This is a genomic window from Pseudomonas argentinensis (assembly GCF_001839655.2).
Classification (GTDB): Bacteria; Pseudomonadota; Gammaproteobacteria; order Pseudomonadales; family Pseudomonadaceae; genus Aquipseudomonas; species Aquipseudomonas argentinensis_B.
In genome coordinates, this window is record NZ_CP056087.1 from 4542098 (window position 1) to 4557604 (window position 15507).

A 15507-nucleotide genomic window follows, 5' to 3' on the forward strand; every position below is an offset into this window, starting at 1 on the left:
TTAACAGGCCCCAGACGCCGTCAGCGCTCGCTGTAGTTGTCGCCCACCACTTCGCCGGTGGAGTCGATGGCCTTGCTGGACGGGAACCTGTACGACGCGAAACGCACCGCCAGTACCGACAGCGCCAGGAAGAAGATGCCGCCGCACAGGTACAACAGGCCGATGTCCGGCGCCTTGTGATGGGACACGTCGCCGATCAGGTAGCGGGTCAGCGCGGTGATGGCGATGTACAGCAAAAAGCGGATCGGCAAATGGTTGGTCTTGAAGTAGATGCCGACCATCGCCCCCAGCTCCAGGTAGATGAACAGCAGCAGGATGTCGTCCACGCTGGCACTGCCCTTGTCCACCATGCCGATGAACGCGGCGACCGACGCCCAGGCGGTCGCCGCACCGATGGCGAACAGCCCCAGGTAATGAAAGCCTTCGACGAACAGATTACCGATCGAATTCGCGCCTTCGTGCATCCGCTTGCGGCTATTGTCCACCCACTTCATGGCATTCCCCTTTCCAAATGATGCTGCCTGGCGCCCTGATCATGACGCGCCCGCATGACATTGCCATGCAGGAACAAGACCAGCGAACCGGCTGCGATGGCACACAGATGCGCAGCGGCACGGCAAAGGCACATGCAATCAGCGCCCAGGCCCGTGGCAGGATGTCGCGGATGATCGCCAGCTCGGTTTACGCTGTTCAAACGCAGGCCAGTTGATTATGCTTGCCGCCACTGTATGCATGAACAGTATTATTAATTATCAGCGAAGGCGTAGAGGTGATGAATGGCCGTCGAAGTGGTGTACCGCAGCAGTCGCGACCCGGAGCGCTTGTTTATGGATAAGGCCGAAGCAGATCGTCATGACAGGATGCTGGAGCTGGCCGAGCTGCTCAGCGAGGTGCTGCAGAAGGCCGTGCCGTCGCTCAGCGAGGACCAGGGCGAGGAGCTGGGTATCTACATGGCCAGAAATCGCGATGTGTTCGCCAAAGCGTTCAAGAACCAGCCCGATGCCCTCGGCGAACTGGGCAGCCAGCCGGACGCGGAGTGAGCACCCGGCACCCCGGTTAACATCTCTTCGCTTTTGCGGGCTGGACGGCCGGCGCGCGCGCAGCTAAAACAGGCTCATCCCCCGGGAGGTGACCATGAGCGCGCGCGATCACTGCCTTGCCTGTCTGAATGCCGAACAGCCGGCGCTGTTCGAAGCCGCACTCTGGATCGCCGCCGAGCACGATCCGGCAGTGCAGCCCCGACAGCTCATGGGCGAGCTGGAGAATCTCAAGCAGCAAGTCGGCGCCGGCCTGCCCAACTTCCCGCCCCAGGAATTGGCGCAACCCCTGTTGCGACGCCTCAGCGACCTGCATTTTTATGAGGATGACGACAGCCCGGTACGCCCCCAGGCCGCGCTGCTGCACAAGGTGCTGCAACGGCGTCGCGGCCAGCCGCTGAGCATCGCGCTGATCGCCCTGGAGCTGGCGCGGCGGCTGCAGATACCGTTGCAGGGCGTGAGCTTTCCCGGCTACTTTCTGTTGCGCGTGCCCGGCGCCGATCACCTGCTCGACCCCTGTGGCGGGCGACGTCTGTACACTCGGGATTGCCGGGAATTGCTGCTGCGCTACCTCGGCCCCCATGCCCAGCTGAGCGCCGAGCACATGCTGGGCTGCGATGCGCTCAGCATGATCGTGCGCCTGTCGCGCAACCTGCGCCATCTGCACGCCCAGGCCGAGGATTACCTCAGTGCCCTGAAGGACGCCGAACGGGTGCTGCAGTTGGCGCCCCCCAACGTCAACGACCACCTGGCCAGGGCCGATCTGTATCACCACCTGGATTGCTCCCATGCCGAGCGCTTCGACGTACAGCGCGCCCTACTCTTGTGCGAAGACCCGACTCTGCGCCTGAAACTCGGTGATCGGCTGCGCCAGTCCAGTGGGCAGCCCGCGCTCCATTGATACTCCCTGGGCGGGCGCCAACCAGCCCCATGCCTGCGTACTGGTTTCAATACAGCGTATCCAATACGACACACAGATAACCATGGGCGACATCCGTGGGCTCCGCAAGGCTTTCCGCCTTGGCAGGCGCCATCTGTATCGAAACCGATACATCGCTGCCAAACATCAATCTTTAAAATATCTAACTCATTGATTTTTAATGATTATTCTATATGGCATCGACCTTGCTTATTCGTTTCCCATAAACCGCGCCCACTCAGATGGGCAAAGATCAACAAGGGAGCCCCCATGAGCGAATTGCGTTTCACCGTCGAACACGAATGGCTGCGTCAGGAGGCCGATGGCCTGGTCACCGTAGGGATCACCGCCTACGCTCAAGACGCGCTGGGCGACGTGGTGTTCGTGCAGTTGCCCGAGCTGCAGGCCTACGCCGCCGGCGACGAGGTGGCGGTGCTGGAATCCGTGAAAGCCGCCAGCAACATCGGCATGCCACTCGACGGTGAGGTGGTCGAAGTGAACCCGGACCTCGAAGCCAGCCCCGAGCTGGTCAATGCCGAGCCCCTGGGCCAGGGCTGGTTCTTCCGCTTCCGCCCAGCCGATGCCGGCGCCCTGGCCGGCCTGCTCGATCAGGACGCCTACGAGCGCCTGCTCAACGCCAAAGCCGATGCTTGAGAGAACGCCATGACTGACCTGACCACCCGCAACGAATTCATCGTCCGCCATATCGGCCCGCGCGAGCAAGACACCGCCGCCATGCTGGAAACCCTGGGCTTCAGCGACCTCGACGCGCTGACCGCCAGCGTCATCCCGGGTAGCATCAAGGGCACCAGCGTGCTGCCGGCCGGCGACGGCCAGAGCGAAGCCGAGGCCCTGGCCGCCATCAAGGCCATCGCCACCAAGAACAAGCTGTTTCGCAACTACATCGGCCAGGGTTACTACGGCACCCACACGCCGTCGCCGATCCTGCGCAACCTGCTGGAAAACCCGGCCTGGTACACCGCCTACACGCCCTACCAGCCGGAGATCTCCCAGGGTCGCCTGGAGTCGCTGCTCAATTTCCAGACGCTGATCAGCGATCTCACCGGCCTGCCGATCGCCAACGCCTCGCTGCTCGACGAAGGCACCGCCGCCGCCGAAGCCATGACCTTCTGCAAGCGCCTGTCGAAGAACAAGGCCGCCAACGCCTTCTTCGCCTCCCAGCATTGCCACCCGCAGACCCTCGACGTGCTGCGCACCCGCGCCGAGCCCCTGGGCATCGAAGTGGTGGTGGGTGACGAAGCGGCGATCGACGATGCCAGCGCCTTCTTCGGCGCCCTGCTGCAGTACCCGGCGAGCAATGGCGACATCTTCGACTACCGCGAGGTGGTCGAGCGTTTCCATGCCGCCAACGCCCTGGTCGCCGTCGCGGCCGACCTGCTGGCCCTGACCCTGCTGCAGGCACCCGGCGAGTTCGGTGCCGACGTGGCCCTGGGCAGCGCCCAGCGGTTTGGCGTGCCACTGGGTTTCGGTGGTCCACACGCGGCCTACTTCGCCACCCGTGACGCCTTCAAGCGCGACATGCCAGGCCGCCTGGTCGGCATGTCGGTGGATCGCTTCGGCAACCCGGCCCTGCGCCTGGCCATGCAGACCCGCGAGCAGCACATCCGCCGCGAGAAGGCCACCAGCAACATCTGCACCGCCCAGGTGCTGCTGGCCAACATCGCCGCCATGTACGCCGTCTACCACGGCCCCCAGGGGCTGAGCCGGATCGCTCAGCGCGTCCATCAACTGACCCTGATCTTCGCCCGCGGCGTGCAGAGCCTTGGCCTGGCGGTCGAGCAACAGGCATTCTTCGACACCGTTACCCTGCGCACCGGTGCCCAGACCGCGGCGCTGCATGCCAACGCCCGCGCCGCCGGCATCAACCTGCGTGAAGTGGATGCCGAGCGCCTCGGCCTGTCGTTCGACGAAACCACCACCCAGGCGGATATCGAGCAACTCTGGTCGCTATTCGCAAACGGCAAGCCGGTGCCGGACTTCACCGCACTGGCCGCCGGGGCCGGCAGCAGCCTGCCTGCCGCACAGCTACGCCAGTCGGCGATCCTCGAGCACCCGGTGTTCAACCGCTACCACTCGGAAACCGAGCTGATGCGCTACCTGCGCAAGCTCGCCGACAAGGATCTGGCCCTGGATCGCAGCATGATCCCGCTGGGCTCCTGCACCATGAAACTGAATGCCGCCAGCGAGATGATTCCGGTCACCTGGGCCGAGTTCGGCAACCTGCACCCCTTCGCCCCTGCCGAACAGAGCGCCGGCTACCAGGAACTGACCGACGAGCTGGAAGCCATGCTCTGCGCCGCCACCGGCTACGACGCCGTGTCGCTGCAGCCCAACGCCGGCTCCCAGGGCGAATACGCCGGCCTGCTGGCGATCCGCGCCTATCATCACAGCCGCGGCGACGACAAGCGCGATATCTGCCTGATCCCGCAGTCGGCCCACGGCACCAACCCGGCCACCGCCCATATGGCCGGCATGCGCGTGGTGGTGACCGCCTGCGACGCCCGCGGCAACGTCGACATCGACGACCTGCGCGCCAAGGCCGAGCAGCATCGTGACCAGCTGGCGGCGATCATGATCACTTACCCGTCCACCCATGGCGTGTTCGAGGAAGGCATCCGCGAAATCTGCGCCATCGTTCACGACAACGGCGGCCAGGTGTACATCGACGGCGCCAACATGAACGCCATGGTCGGCCTCTGCGCCCCCGGCAAGTTCGGCGGCGACGTATCGCACCTGAACCTGCACAAGACCTTCTGCATCCCCCACGGCGGTGGCGGCCCAGGCGTCGGCCCGATCGGTGTGAAGGCCCACCTGGCGCCCTTCCTGCCCGGCCACGGGCATATGGCGCGCAAGGAGGGTGCGGTCAGCGCCGCACCGTTCGGCAGCGCCAGCATCCTGCCGATCACCTGGATGTACATCCGCATGATGGGCGGCACCGGCCTGCGCCTGGCCTCGCAGATGGCGATCCTCAACGCCAACTACATCGCCCGTCGCCTGGAAGAGCACTACCCGGTGCTGTACAGCGGTGAAGGCGGCCTGGTGGCCCACGAGTGCATCCTCGACCTGCGCCCACTCAAGGACAGCAGCGGCATCAGCGTCGACGACGTGGCCAAGCGCCTGATCGACTTCGGCTTCCACGCCCCGACCATGTCCTTCCCGGTGGCCGGCACCCTGATGATCGAGCCCACCGAGAGCGAATCCAAGCAGGAGCTGGATCGCTTCTGCGACGCCATGATCGCCATCCGCGAGGAAATTCGCGCGGTCGAGCGCGGCCAGCTGCACTCCGACGACAACCCGTTGAAGAACGCCCCGCACACCGCCGCCGAACTGGTCGGTGAATGGACGCACCCGTACAGCCGCGAACAGGCGGTCTACCCGACCCGCAGCCTGATCGACGGCAAGTACTGGCCGCCCGTGGGCCGCGTCGACAACGTGTTCGGCGACCGCAACCTGGTCTGCGCCTGCCCGCCCATCGAGGCCTACCAGGACGCCTGATCGCGCCTGGGCTGCCGAACGCGTCGGCAGCCCCTCCCTCTATAGCCCGCACGCTGTTGCGGGCCGCTCACGACCTATACAGGAGAGCGCAATGAGCTCTGAAATACTGGCGAAAACGCCCCTTCATGCCCTGCACCTGGAACTCGGTGCACGCATGGTGCCGTTCGCCGGCTACGAAATGCCGGTGCAGTACCCGCTCGGCGTGATGAAGGAACACCTGCATACCCGTGAAGCCGCGGGCCTGTTCGATGTCTCTCACATGGGCCAGATCGTCCTGCGTGGCGCCGGCGCCGCCACGGCGCTGGAAAGCCTGGTGCCGGTGGATATCGTCGACCTGCCGGTGGGTATGCAGCGCTATGCCATGTTCACCGATGAGAATGGCGGCATTCTCGATGACCTGATGGTCGCCAACCTGGGCGATGACACGCTGTTCCTGGTGGTCAACGCCGCCTGCAAGCATCAGGACCTGATGCACCTGCAGCAACGCATCGCCAATCAGTGCCAGATCGAATCGCGCTTCGAGCGTGCCCTGCTCGCCCTGCAGGGCCCCAGGGCGGTCGAGGTGCTGACTCGCCTGGCGCCGGAAGTCGCCAAGATGACCTTCATGCAGTTTCGCGCCGTGCGCCTGCTCGGCGTCGACTGCTACGTGAGCCGCTCCGGCTATACGGGCGAGGACGGCTTCGAGATCTCGGTACCCGCCAGCCAGGCCGAAGCGCTGGCGCGCAGCCTGCTGGCCGAGCCGGAAGTGCAGCCCATCGGCCTGGGCGCCCGCGATTCCCTACGCCTGGAGGCCGGCCTGTGCCTGTACGGCCATGACATGAGCACCGCTACCACGCCCATCGAAGCCAGCCTGCTGTGGGCCATCTCCAAGGCACGCCGCGCCGACGGTGCCCGCCAGGGCGGCTTTCCGGGCGCCGAGCGGATCTTCGCCCAGCAACGCGATGGCGTCGCCCGCAAACGTGTTGGTTTGCTGCCCCAGGAGCGCACGCCGGTGCGCGAAGGTGCCGAGCTGGTCAACGCCGAGGGCGAAGTCATCGGCCAGGTCTGCAGTGGCGGCTTCGGCCCCAGCCTGGGCGCGCCGCTGGCCATGGGCTACGTGCAGAGCAGCCATACGGCCGTGGATAGCGAAGTGTGGGCCCTGGTGCGCGGCAAGCGCGTGGCCATGAAGGTCGCCAAGGCGCCCTTCGTGGCGCAGCGCTACTACCGCGGTTAAGCCTTTGGGGCGGCATCCCAATCGCCCCTCGTTCTCAGCCGGCGTCCAGGCAACTGCGCCGGTTGCTGAATGCCTCGCGGCGTATATCACGCACGTCCACCGAAAGACTCTGAACCGCCGGCAGGCGCTCCAGCAGCGCACGCACGATGGCCATGGACAGCGCCTTCTTCTGCTCGTCGCTGCGACCGGCCAGCAGGTAGAAGATCACATGAACGAAATCTTCCTCGCTGCCACCGACCGTGAAGTGCTCGTAGAGGCTTAGCCGCACCTTCACCTCGCCTTCCTTGAACAATCCGCTGCCCATGGCGGCCGCGTGTACCCTCGTCACCAATTGGCTACCGTCCACGGTTTGCAGCAGGGAGCGGGAACCTTCGATCAGGCAATGTGGCATGGGGCTTCTCTTGTTTTTGAGTTGTCATCCGTTATCGCACAACATTCATCCAGTGGCGAGAGCCCATCGATTCCCTGCCCGCGATACCCTCCAGAAACCCTCTCAAGCGTGAAGCGATAAGCTGAAGGCCTCTATTTGCAAGGCATTGGCCATAGGCTGCAAGTATCGACAGGGCGTCCTAGAAACTTCAGTTGATCTTTTCATCGGCTTGCGTTGACAAGCCGATTGTGAGCTGTCGATAATCGCCGCAAGTGTTGTATGACAACAAAGCCTTATAAAAACAAAAAAGGTTCCATCATGAAGCCAGTCTTCACGTCACCCGTATACCGTCTTCCGGGCACCCGCGCCCGATCCGCCGCATTCATCTCGATACCTGCGCGCCACTTATTCGCCGATGGCTAGGGCCTGAGGCATGTCCTGCGTAATCGCGCAGGTCTGCGCCCTGTAAAGGGCATTCCATACCGCCCTCACGGCATGCCGATCAGCGATCGACAGAGGACGGGCTGTTCAAAAATCGGGAGCACAACAACAATGACCGCACGCAAAATCATCTCGCTGGGCCTGATCGGGGCCGGAACCATGGCCCTGGCCGTGCCGTTCGCCGCCCATGCCGAAGGCTTCGTAGACGATGCCAAGGTGTCGCTGAACCTGCGCAACTACTACTTCAACCGTAACTACCTCAACGGCACCGACCCGGTCATCAATGGCGAGCGCCAGGGCCAGGCAGAGGGCTGGACCCAGAGCTTCATTCTCGATGCGCGCTCCGGCTACACCGCAGGCACCGTAGGCTTCGGCATCGACGTGCTGGGCCTGTACTCGGTCAAGCTGGATGGCAATGCCAACACCAGCAACAGCGGCCTGCTGCCAGAGCACGGCCCGGCGGCCAATCGCAACATTCCCGACGACTTCGGGCGTACCGCCGTGGCCGCCAAGGCCAAGATCTCGAAGACCGAACTGAAGGTCGGCGAGTGGTTCGCCGTGCTGCCGATCCTGCGTGCCGACGACGGCCGTTCGCTGCCCCAGACCTTCCAGGGCGCGCAGATCACCTCTGCGGAAATCGACGGCCTGACCCTGTTCGGCGGTCAGTTCTGGAAGAACAGCCAGCGCAACGACGCCAGCCGTGAAGACATGTCCTACAGCGGCATTTCCGGTGGCGATTTCAACTTCGGCGGTGGCGAGTTCAAGTTCAACGGCAACAACACCCTAGTCGGCCTGTGGCACGCCCGCCTGGAAGACATCTACCAGCAGAGCTACCTGCAACTGACCCACAGCCAGCCGGTCGGCGACTGGGTACTGGGCGCCAACCTCGGCTACGTCACCGGCAAGGATGAAGGCTCGGCCAAGGCCGGCGACCTGGACAACAAGGTCTACCAGGGCGCCCTGTCCGCCAAGCGTGGCAACAACACCTTCCTGGTGGGCTACCAGCGCATGGGCGGCGACACCAAGTTCATGCGCGTCGACGGCGCCAGCGGCGGCACCCTGGTCAACGACGGTTTCACCACCAGCTTCGACAGCCCTGAAGAACGTTCCTGGCAGGTACGCCACGACTACAACTTCGCTGGCCTGGGCGTCCCCGGCCTGGTGTTGATGAACCGCTACATGAGCGGCTCGAACATTCGTGTGGCCGGTGGCGGCGAAGCCGAGGAATGGGCACGCGAATCCGAGCTGGCCTATACCGTGCAGGACGGCACCTTCAAGAACCTGAGCATCCGCTGGCGCAACTCCAGCGTCCGCCGCGACGTCGGCCAGGACGCCAGTGAAAACCGCCTGATCTTCAACTACCCGTTGTCGATCCTGTAACACGCCCATCCCATCGCTGACTCCAGTGGCACAGTTGGCCCGTCCTCGTGACGGGCTTTTTTATGCGCCGCCCGGCCACCCTCCCCCCGATGAGCTGGTTTAAACTGCCGCGCCCCGCCGACCGATCACGCCCTCCCCATGAATGCCGCCCATCTTGCCCTGCTACACCGACACCTGAACGATGCGCTGAACGCCAGGCCGGCCGAAACGCGTCGCCTGTTCCATGGCCGTGGGCGTTGCTGGGAGGGGCTCGAACACATCGCGGTCGACTGGCTGCAGGGCATCGTGCTGGTATGCCTGTTTCGCGAACCCCAGGCCGATCAGTTGCAAGCCCTGCAGGTCATGCTGCAGCAACTGAGCGAGTCGGATCAATGGCGAGCCAGCGGCGCCCACAGCCTGCTGCTGCAGCAGCGCTACCTGCCCGACAGCCCGATGCACTGCCTGGTCGGCGAGCTGCCCGAGGAGTGGGTCATTGAGGAAGACGGCCTGCGCTTTCTGCTCGACCTGGGCCGCAAGCAGAACACCGGCCTGTTTCTCGACATGCGCCTGGGGCGGCGCTGGGTGCGCGAGCATGTCGGCGGCCAGCGGGTGCTCAACCTGTTCGCCTACACCTGTGGCTTCTCGGTCGCCGCACTGGCCGGCGGTGCCGAGCATGTGGTCAACCTGGACATGGCCAAGGCCGCGCTGAGCCGCGGCCGCGACAACCACCGCCTCAACGAGCACGACCTGAGCCGGGTGAGTTTCCTTGGCCACGAGCTGTTCAAGTCCTGGGGCAAGGTCAAGCGTCATGGCCCGTACGACCTGATCATCATCGACCCGCCCTCCTTCCAGAAAGGCAGCTTCGCGCTGACTCGCGACTACGGCAAGATCCTGCGCAGACTCCCCGAGCTGCTTGCGCCTGCAGGCTGCGTGCTGGCCTGCGTCAACGACCCGGATGTCGGCAGCGACTTCCTGATCGCCGGCATGGCCAGTGAAGCTCCCGAGCTGCGCTTCGAACGACGCCTGGACAATCCGCCGGAGTTTCCCGACGTGAGCCCCGAGGGCGGGCTCAAGGTCCTGCTGTTCAAACGCGGTTGAACCAGTCCCACAGCCCCAGGGAGAAGCCGGAAAACAGGTTGATGCCCAGCGCCGACTTGATCAGGTAGAGGAACAGCAGGCCGATCGCCAGGCAAATCATCAGGAACAGGCTGACGCCCAGCGCCTTGGCGGTCAGCGACAATTCCTGCTGGGCGCGGCTGAGATCACGTTTGTTGCGCCCGGCCAGGAACACGAAATAGTAGCGCCAGTGCCACAGCTTGAGGGTGCCGCGCAAATCCACCGGGTGGCGCCCCCACTGCCGTGCGCCGAAGGCCACCTTCAGCGCGGCGAGCTGCTCGGCGGTGAAGGAATCCTTGAGATCCTCGGGCAGGCGATCCCTGAGGCCGGTGATAAAGGCGTCTTGTTCGTTCACGGTCATATCTCCAAATCGCTGAAAGCCTAACAGCCCCCACAACGAAAACGGGCCCCGTCATCGCTGATGACGGGGCCCGCTCGATTCGCTCGTCAAGACTCAGCGCGAGGCAAATGCCGCACAGAAGCCACTGACGTTGTCGACGCCGCAGATGTGATTGACCGAGGTCATCAGCATCTGGCTCGGCGTGGCCTGGAAGTCCACCGACATCATCACGCTCAGGGCGGTGATGGTGACGATGGAGAACACGAACAGCTTGCGTGCCCAGACCTTGTCATCGACGGCCTTGTAACCCGACACCCCCATCCACAACCAGTAGGCGCCGCTGACTGCCGCTACCACGAAGTAGCTGTAGCCCGCGTAACCACTGATGGTGAGCATCAGGGTGGCGACCAGGAACGCGGCGATGTACAGGACGATGCTGCGCTTGGCAGCGGGAACGCCCTTGATCACCGGCAACACCGGAATGTTGGCGGCCTGGTAGTCATTGAAACGAAAGATGGCGATAGCGTACGAGTGGGGCATCTGCCAGAGGCTGAAGATCAGCAGCAGAATCGCTGCCCCCATGTCGAACTCGTTGCTTACAGCGCAATAGCCCACAACAGGCGGAGCGGCGCCCGACAGACTGCCAACCAGGGTTCCATAAACCGAATTACGCTTGAGATACAGGCTGTACAGCCCGACGTAGACGACGAAGCCCATCAGGACCAAGGCGACTGCAAGCAGATTCGTGGCTTTATAGAGCAAGGCAACGCCTGCGATCCCGAGGACGCAGGCGTAAACGATGGCATGAGTCGGCGGAACCAGGCCTTTTACCAGCACCCTGTTCTTGGTCCGCTCCATCTTTTCATCGATGTCCCTATCGATGTAGTTGTTGAACACGCAACCGGAAGCAATCACCAGAGCGACGCCGAGTGCTGTTGCCAGGAACAGCATCAGGTCGATATCCCCCTTCGAAGCCAGGAAGAAGCCACCGGCCACGGAAATCATGTTCCCGAAGACGATGCCCGGCTTGGTCAGGAGCAGGTATTGCTTGAACATCAGGCTGCTCTCTTTTAGTTGGCCATCATGTAGTAGTGCATGCTCCAGATGATCCAGATAGAGAGCGCTACGACAATGATGGTGATCAGGATGGTGAACACGAAGGCAACCGTGTTCCAACGCTGCTCGGACGAAGTGTTCATGTGCAGGAAGTACACCAGGTGCACGTAGATCTGCACGACCGCGAACGCGACGATGGTGAACAGCGTGGCCGCTTTCGACATGACGGGGTTCATCACGATCGCGAACGGGATCACGGTGAGGATCACCGACAGCACGAAGCCGACGACGTAATCCTTGGTGCTGCCGTGGCTCGCGCCAGCAACAGAGTGGTGATCATGAGCCATTACAGAGCCCCCATCAGGTAAACAACGGTAAACACGCAGATCCAGACCACGTCGAGGAAGTGCCAGAACAGGCTCAGACAACTCAGGCGAGTCTGGGTGGCCGGAGTCAGGCCACGGCTGGCGACCTGGTGCATCATCACGGCCATCCACACCAGGCCGGCACTGACGTGCAGACCGTGGGTGCCGACCAGGGTGAAGAACGCGGACCAGTAGGCGCTGACCTGCGGTGCGGCACCTTCGTGGATCAGGTGGTGGAACTCGTACAGCTCGATCGAGATGAACACCAGGCCGAACAGGAAGGTGGCGGCAAGCCAGGACAGCACTTTGCCCTTGTCGCCGCGGTACATGGCCAGCATGGCCATGCCGTAGGTGATACTGGAGAACAGCAGGGCGAACGTCTCGACCAGAACCAGCTTCAGGTCGATCAGATCCTTCGGAGTAGGACCGCCGGCGTACGCGGTGCTGAGCACCGCGTAGCCTGCGAAGATACTCGCGAACAGGATGCAGTCGGTCATCAGGTAAATCCAGAACCCGAAGACCTTCATTTCACCCGCGTCGTGGTGATGCTCGTGCTCATGATCATCGTCATGAGCGGCGTGGTTGCTCAAAACTTCACTGGACATGGTTTACGCCTGATTAGCCTTTGCTTGAATGTGTGCCTTTTCGATGCGCTCGATCTCGTCGGGCTGCACGTAGTAGTCGACATCCGTGTTGTAGCTGTTACGGATCAGAACCACGAACGTACCGACGAAGCTCACCGCAGCCAGCCACCAGATGTGCCAGACCAGGGCGAAACCGAAGGCCAGAGCGCCAACGGACATGATCAGGCCAACACCGGTGTTCTTCGGCATGTGAATCGGCGCGTACTTGGTTGGCGCCGGCTTGAGGCCGTCACGCTTCTGCTCGTGGAACTCGTCGATGCGATCAGCATGCGGAGTAACCGCGAAGTTGTAGAACGGCGGTGGCGAGGAGGTCGACCATTCCAGGGTGCGAGCATCCCATGGGTCGCCGGTCACGTCGGCCAGTTCCTTGCGCTTGATGATCGATACCGCGAACTGGATCAGGGTGCACAGGATCCCCAGACCGATCAGCGCCGCACCGCACACCGCAACGTAGGTCCATGGCACCCATTCCGGGTTGGTGACCTGGTTGAGACGACGGGTCATGCCCATGAAGCCCAGGATGTACAGCGGCATGAACGCCAGGTAGAAGCCGATGATCCAGAACCAGAAGGACGCCTTGCCCCAACCTTCGTGCAGGCGGAAGCCGAAGGCTTTCGGGAACCAGTAGGTGATACCGGCCATGTAGCCGAATACCGCACCGCCGATGATCACGTTGTGGAAGTGGGCGATCAGGAACAGGCTGTTGTGCAGCAGGAAGTCAGCACCCGGAACGGCCAGCAGTACGCCGGTCATGCCACCGATGGAGAAGGTGATGATGAAGCCCAGGGTCCACAGGATCGGCGACGTGAACTCCAGACGACCGCGGTACATGGTGAACAGCCAGGTGAAGATCTTCACACCGGTCGGAATGGCGATGATCATCGTCGCGATACCGAAGAAGGCGTTGACGCTGGCGCCAGAGCCCATGGTGAAGAAGTGGTGCAGCCAGACCACGAACGACAGTACGGTGATCGCCACGGTGGCCCAGACCATCGAGGCGTAACCGAACAGACGCTTGCGGGCGAATACCGCGGTGACTTCGGAGAACACACCGAAGGCCGGCAGGATCAGGATGTACACCTCAGGGTGGCCCCAGGCCCACAGGAGGTTGACGTACATCATCGGGTTGCCACCGGCTTCGTTGGTGAAGAAGTGGAAATCCAGGTAGCGGTCCAGGGTCAGCATGCCGAGCACGGCAGTCAGGATCGGGAACGCGCCGCAGATGATCACGCTGGTGCACAGGATGGTCCAGGTGAAGATCGGCATTTTCATCAGGGTCATGCCAGGGGCACGCATCTTGATGATGGTCACGAAGAAGTTGACACCGGTGAGCAGCGTACCGATACCGGATATCTGCAGCGCCCATATGTAGTAGTCGACCCCGACCCCCGGACTGTATTCGATCCCCGACAAGGGCGGATACGCGACCCAGCCGGTCATGGCGAACTCACCGACGAACAGCGACACGTTGGTCAGCAGTACGCCGACCACGAACAGCCAGAAGCTCAGCGAGTTGAGGAACGGGAAGGCAACGTCGCGCGCACCGATCTGCAGCGGCGTGACGATGTTCATCAGACCGACCACCAGCGGCATGGCCACGAAGAAGATCATGATCGTACCGTGAGCGGTGAAGATCTGATCGTAGTGGTGCGGCGGCAGGTAGCCCTCGGCACCGCCGTGGGCGAGTGCCTGCTGGGTACGCATCATGATGGCGTCAGCGAAGCCACGCAGCAGCATGACCAGGGCGACGAGAATGTACATCACGCCGATTTTCTTGTGATCGACCGAGGTCAGCCACTCGGTCCACAGGTAGCCCCACTTCTTGAAATAGGTCAGGGCGGCGACCAGCCCGATACCACCCAGAGCCACCGCGATCATGGTGACTACAAGGATGGGCTCGTGCAGGGGTATTGCATCTAGTGTCAGCTTTCCGAACATCGTTTATTCCTCCGCACCTGAAGCGTGCGCGGCTTCGCTCACAGGGTTGCTCTTGTAATCGATGTACTGGCCGAGGATCTGCCGGAACAGACCTGGCTGAGCATTGAAGTACTCGACTGGGTTGTTTTCACTCGCCTTGGCCAGCATCTGGTAGCTGCCATTGAAGTCCAGCGTGTTCGGCGATTGCTTGGCCTTGGCCACCCACTGCTCGAACTCTTCGTTGCTGGTGGCATGGACGGCGAATTTCATGCCGGTGAAACCGTGACCGCTGTAGTTGCCCGACAGGCCGAAGAACTCGCCCGGCTCGTTGGCAATCAGGTGCAGCTGGGTGCGCATGCCACCCATGGCGTAGACCATGCCGCCGAGCTGCGGGATGAAGAAGGTGTTCATCACGGTCTGCGAAGTGATCTGGAAGCTGATCGGCGTATTGTCCGGAATGTACAGCTCATTGACCGAAGCGATGCCCTGCTCGGGATAGATGAACAGCCATTTCCAGTCCAGGGAGACCACTTCGACGGTCAGCGGCTTGTTCTCGTGCTCGATGGGCCGGTAAGGATCGAGCGAGTGAGTGGTCTTCCAGGTGATCACCGCCAGCACGATGATGATCACGCACGGAACGCCCCAGACGATGGCCTCGATCTTGTGCGAGTGAGCCCACTCAGGCGCGTAGGTCGCGTCCTTGTTCGAAGCGCGATAGCGCCAGGCGAACAGAATGGTCATGAAAATGACGGGTACCACCACGATCAGCATCAGCAGAGTGGCGGTAATGATCAGGTTGCGCTGCTCGATGCCGATTTGCCCTTTCGAATCGAAAAGAGCCCAGTCGCAGCCACTCAGGGAGACGGCCACGACAATCGTCAGAAGCGTGCGGAACAAGCGGTGGTACTTCTCTTCTCTCATTTCACGACCTTCAGCAAAGTGATATCCCACATAGCGTTCTGTTCAGCCTGACGCCCAATGCCACCGGGCATGCCAGGAAAACGATGCGCCGAGGCACCGAAATCGTTTCAGCTTCGAAACTACTAAACGGAGGGGGCGACATTTTCGGTTACGCAGCCAAAAAAACCAACCGCATAACGACGATGGGCCTACAAATAGTCGGGGTGTATTGCTCGCCCCGGCCTGCCCCGACCCTGCCAAACCAGCCGCTATCGGGCAGCTGGCAACAGCTCGCTTTACTCGCAAAGCCCCAC

15 protein-coding genes are annotated in these 15507 nt (G+C 62.5%); 7 read left to right on the forward strand and 8 right to left on the reverse strand.

Translation table 11 applies throughout. The features are described 5' to 3' along the window. Positions 1-20: 20 nt before the first annotated feature. The gene (locus SA190iCDA_RS20525) at positions 21-494 is read right to left on the reverse strand and encodes a phosphate-starvation-inducible protein PsiE (RefSeq protein WP_070887557.1); all 474 of its coding nucleotides are present in this window, start codon (positions 492-494) and stop codon (positions 21-23) included. Positions 495-776: 282 nt separating this feature from the next. On the opposite strand from SA190iCDA_RS20525, the gene SA190iCDA_RS20530 reads away from it, so the two are divergent. The 5 genes from SA190iCDA_RS20530 to gcvT all read left to right on the forward strand — a co-directional run bounded on the left by SA190iCDA_RS20530 (position 777) and on the right by gcvT (position 6685). Beyond that, complete coding sequence (locus SA190iCDA_RS20530) at positions 777-1040, forward strand: YebG family protein (protein ID WP_070887559.1); 264 nt, start codon at positions 777-779, stop codon at positions 1038-1040. Positions 1041-1134: 94 nt separating this feature from the next. Next, positions 1135-1938, forward strand: coding sequence for a SirB1 family protein (locus SA190iCDA_RS20535; protein WP_070887560.1), 804 nt, complete (start codon positions 1135-1137; stop codon positions 1936-1938). A gap of 288 nt (positions 1939-2226) precedes the next feature. Continuing rightward, positions 2227-2610, forward strand: coding sequence for a glycine cleavage system protein GcvH (gene gcvH, locus SA190iCDA_RS20540; RefSeq protein ID WP_013790132.1), 384 nt, complete (start codon positions 2227-2229; stop codon positions 2608-2610). Positions 2611-2619: 9 nt separating this feature from the next. Continuing rightward, complete coding sequence (gcvP, locus tag SA190iCDA_RS20545) at positions 2620-5472, forward strand: aminomethyl-transferring glycine dehydrogenase (protein WP_070887561.1); 2853 nt, start codon at positions 2620-2622, stop codon at positions 5470-5472. A 91-nt stretch (positions 5473-5563) separates the two neighbouring features. Continuing rightward, the gene (gene gcvT / locus SA190iCDA_RS20550) at positions 5564-6685 is read left to right on the forward strand and encodes a glycine cleavage system aminomethyltransferase GcvT (RefSeq protein ID WP_070887562.1); all 1122 of its coding nucleotides are present in this window, start codon (positions 5564-5566) and stop codon (positions 6683-6685) included. A 34-nt stretch (positions 6686-6719) separates the two neighbouring features. Here gcvT and SA190iCDA_RS20555 read toward each other — a convergent pair whose 3' ends face one another. Next, positions 6720-7076: a 5-carboxymethyl-2-hydroxymuconate Delta-isomerase gene (locus tag SA190iCDA_RS20555; protein ID WP_070887563.1), complete on the reverse strand. Its 357-nt coding sequence runs from the start codon at positions 7074-7076 to the stop codon at positions 6720-6722. A gap of 531 nt (positions 7077-7607) precedes the next feature. Between SA190iCDA_RS20555 and SA190iCDA_RS20560 the strand changes: the two genes are divergently transcribed. Together SA190iCDA_RS20560 and SA190iCDA_RS20565 are read left to right on the forward strand one after the other, a co-directional pair. Continuing rightward, entirely contained in the window at positions 7608-8876 is a 1269-nt protein-coding gene (locus SA190iCDA_RS20560) for an OprD family porin (protein WP_070887564.1), read from the forward strand. Positions 8877-9014: 138 nt separating this feature from the next. Continuing rightward, positions 9015-9953 carry a class I SAM-dependent methyltransferase gene (locus tag SA190iCDA_RS20565; RefSeq protein WP_070887565.1) on the forward strand — a complete coding sequence of 313 codons (939 nt, stop codon included), beginning with the start codon at positions 9015-9017 and terminating at the stop codon, positions 9951-9953. Here the strand turns inward: SA190iCDA_RS20565 and SA190iCDA_RS20570 are convergent. From SA190iCDA_RS20570 to cyoA, 6 genes are all read right to left on the reverse strand, one after another. After that, positions 9940-10332 carry a 3-phosphoshikimate 1-carboxyvinyltransferase gene (locus tag SA190iCDA_RS20570; protein WP_070887566.1) on the reverse strand — a complete coding sequence of 131 codons (393 nt, stop codon included), beginning with the start codon at positions 10330-10332 and terminating at the stop codon, positions 9940-9942. The genes SA190iCDA_RS20565 and SA190iCDA_RS20570 overlap by 14 nt on opposite strands. A gap of 93 nt (positions 10333-10425) precedes the next feature. Further along, positions 10426-11370, reverse strand: a complete 945-nt coding sequence (gene cyoE / locus SA190iCDA_RS20575; protein ID WP_205881611.1) for a heme o synthase — start codon at positions 11368-11370, stop codon at positions 10426-10428. Between the two features lie 11 nt (positions 11371-11381). Continuing rightward, entirely contained in the window at positions 11382-11714 is a 333-nt protein-coding gene (locus SA190iCDA_RS20580; RefSeq protein ID WP_070887568.1) for a cytochrome o ubiquinol oxidase subunit IV, read from the reverse strand. Next, on the reverse strand, positions 11714-12337 hold the full coding sequence (gene cyoC, locus SA190iCDA_RS20585) for a cytochrome o ubiquinol oxidase subunit III (protein ID WP_070887569.1): 624 nt from the start codon (positions 12335-12337) through the stop codon (positions 11714-11716). Before cyoC ends, SA190iCDA_RS20580 begins: the two co-directional genes overlap by 1 nt. Positions 12338-12340: 3 nt before the next feature. Continuing rightward, complete coding sequence (gene cyoB / locus SA190iCDA_RS20590; protein ID WP_070887570.1) at positions 12341-14314, reverse strand: cytochrome o ubiquinol oxidase subunit I; 1974 nt, start codon at positions 14312-14314, stop codon at positions 12341-12343. A 3-nt stretch (positions 14315-14317) separates the two neighbouring features. After that, positions 14318-15214: a ubiquinol oxidase subunit II gene (gene cyoA, locus SA190iCDA_RS20595; RefSeq protein WP_070887571.1), complete on the reverse strand. Its 897-nt coding sequence runs from the start codon at positions 15212-15214 to the stop codon at positions 14318-14320. Between the last annotated feature and the right edge of the window lie 293 nt (positions 15215-15507).

Excerpts from the sequence above, each read along its gene's own strand:
- SA190iCDA_RS20525 (WP_070887557.1), bottom strand. The coding sequence starts at position 494 with ATGAAGTGGGTGGACAATAGCCGCAAGCGGATGCACGAAGGCGCGAAT.
- SA190iCDA_RS20530 (WP_070887559.1), top strand. The coding sequence starts at position 777 with ATGGCCGTCGAAGTGGTGTACCGCAGCAGTCGCGACCCGGAGCGCTTG.
- SA190iCDA_RS20535 (WP_070887560.1), top strand. The coding sequence starts at position 1,135 with ATGAGCGCGCGCGATCACTGCCTTGCCTGTCTGAATGCCGAACAGCCG.
- gcvH (WP_013790132.1), top strand. The coding sequence starts at position 2,227 with ATGAGCGAATTGCGTTTCACCGTCGAACACGAATGGCTGCGTCAGGAG.
- gcvP (WP_070887561.1), top strand. The coding sequence starts at position 2,620 with ATGACTGACCTGACCACCCGCAACGAATTCATCGTCCGCCATATCGGC.
- gcvT (WP_070887562.1), top strand. The coding sequence starts at position 5,564 with ATGAGCTCTGAAATACTGGCGAAAACGCCCCTTCATGCCCTGCACCTG.
- SA190iCDA_RS20555 (WP_070887563.1), bottom strand. The coding sequence starts at position 7,076 with ATGCCACATTGCCTGATCGAAGGTTCCCGCTCCCTGCTGCAAACCGTG.
- SA190iCDA_RS20560 (WP_070887564.1), top strand. The coding sequence starts at position 7,608 with ATGACCGCACGCAAAATCATCTCGCTGGGCCTGATCGGGGCCGGAACC.
- SA190iCDA_RS20565 (WP_070887565.1), top strand. The coding sequence starts at position 9,015 with ATGAATGCCGCCCATCTTGCCCTGCTACACCGACACCTGAACGATGCG.
- SA190iCDA_RS20570 (WP_070887566.1), bottom strand. The coding sequence starts at position 10,332 with ATGACCGTGAACGAACAAGACGCCTTTATCACCGGCCTCAGGGATCGC.
- SA190iCDA_RS20580 (WP_070887568.1), bottom strand. The coding sequence starts at position 11,714 with ATGGCTCATGATCACCACTCTGTTGCTGGCGCGAGCCACGGCAGCACC.
- cyoC (WP_070887569.1), bottom strand. The coding sequence starts at position 12,337 with ATGTCCAGTGAAGTTTTGAGCAACCACGCCGCTCATGACGATGATCAT.
- cyoB (WP_070887570.1), bottom strand. The coding sequence starts at position 14,314 with ATGTTCGGAAAGCTGACACTAGATGCAATACCCCTGCACGAGCCCATC.
- cyoA (WP_070887571.1), bottom strand. The coding sequence starts at position 15,214 with ATGAGAGAAGAGAAGTACCACCGCTTGTTCCGCACGCTTCTGACGATT.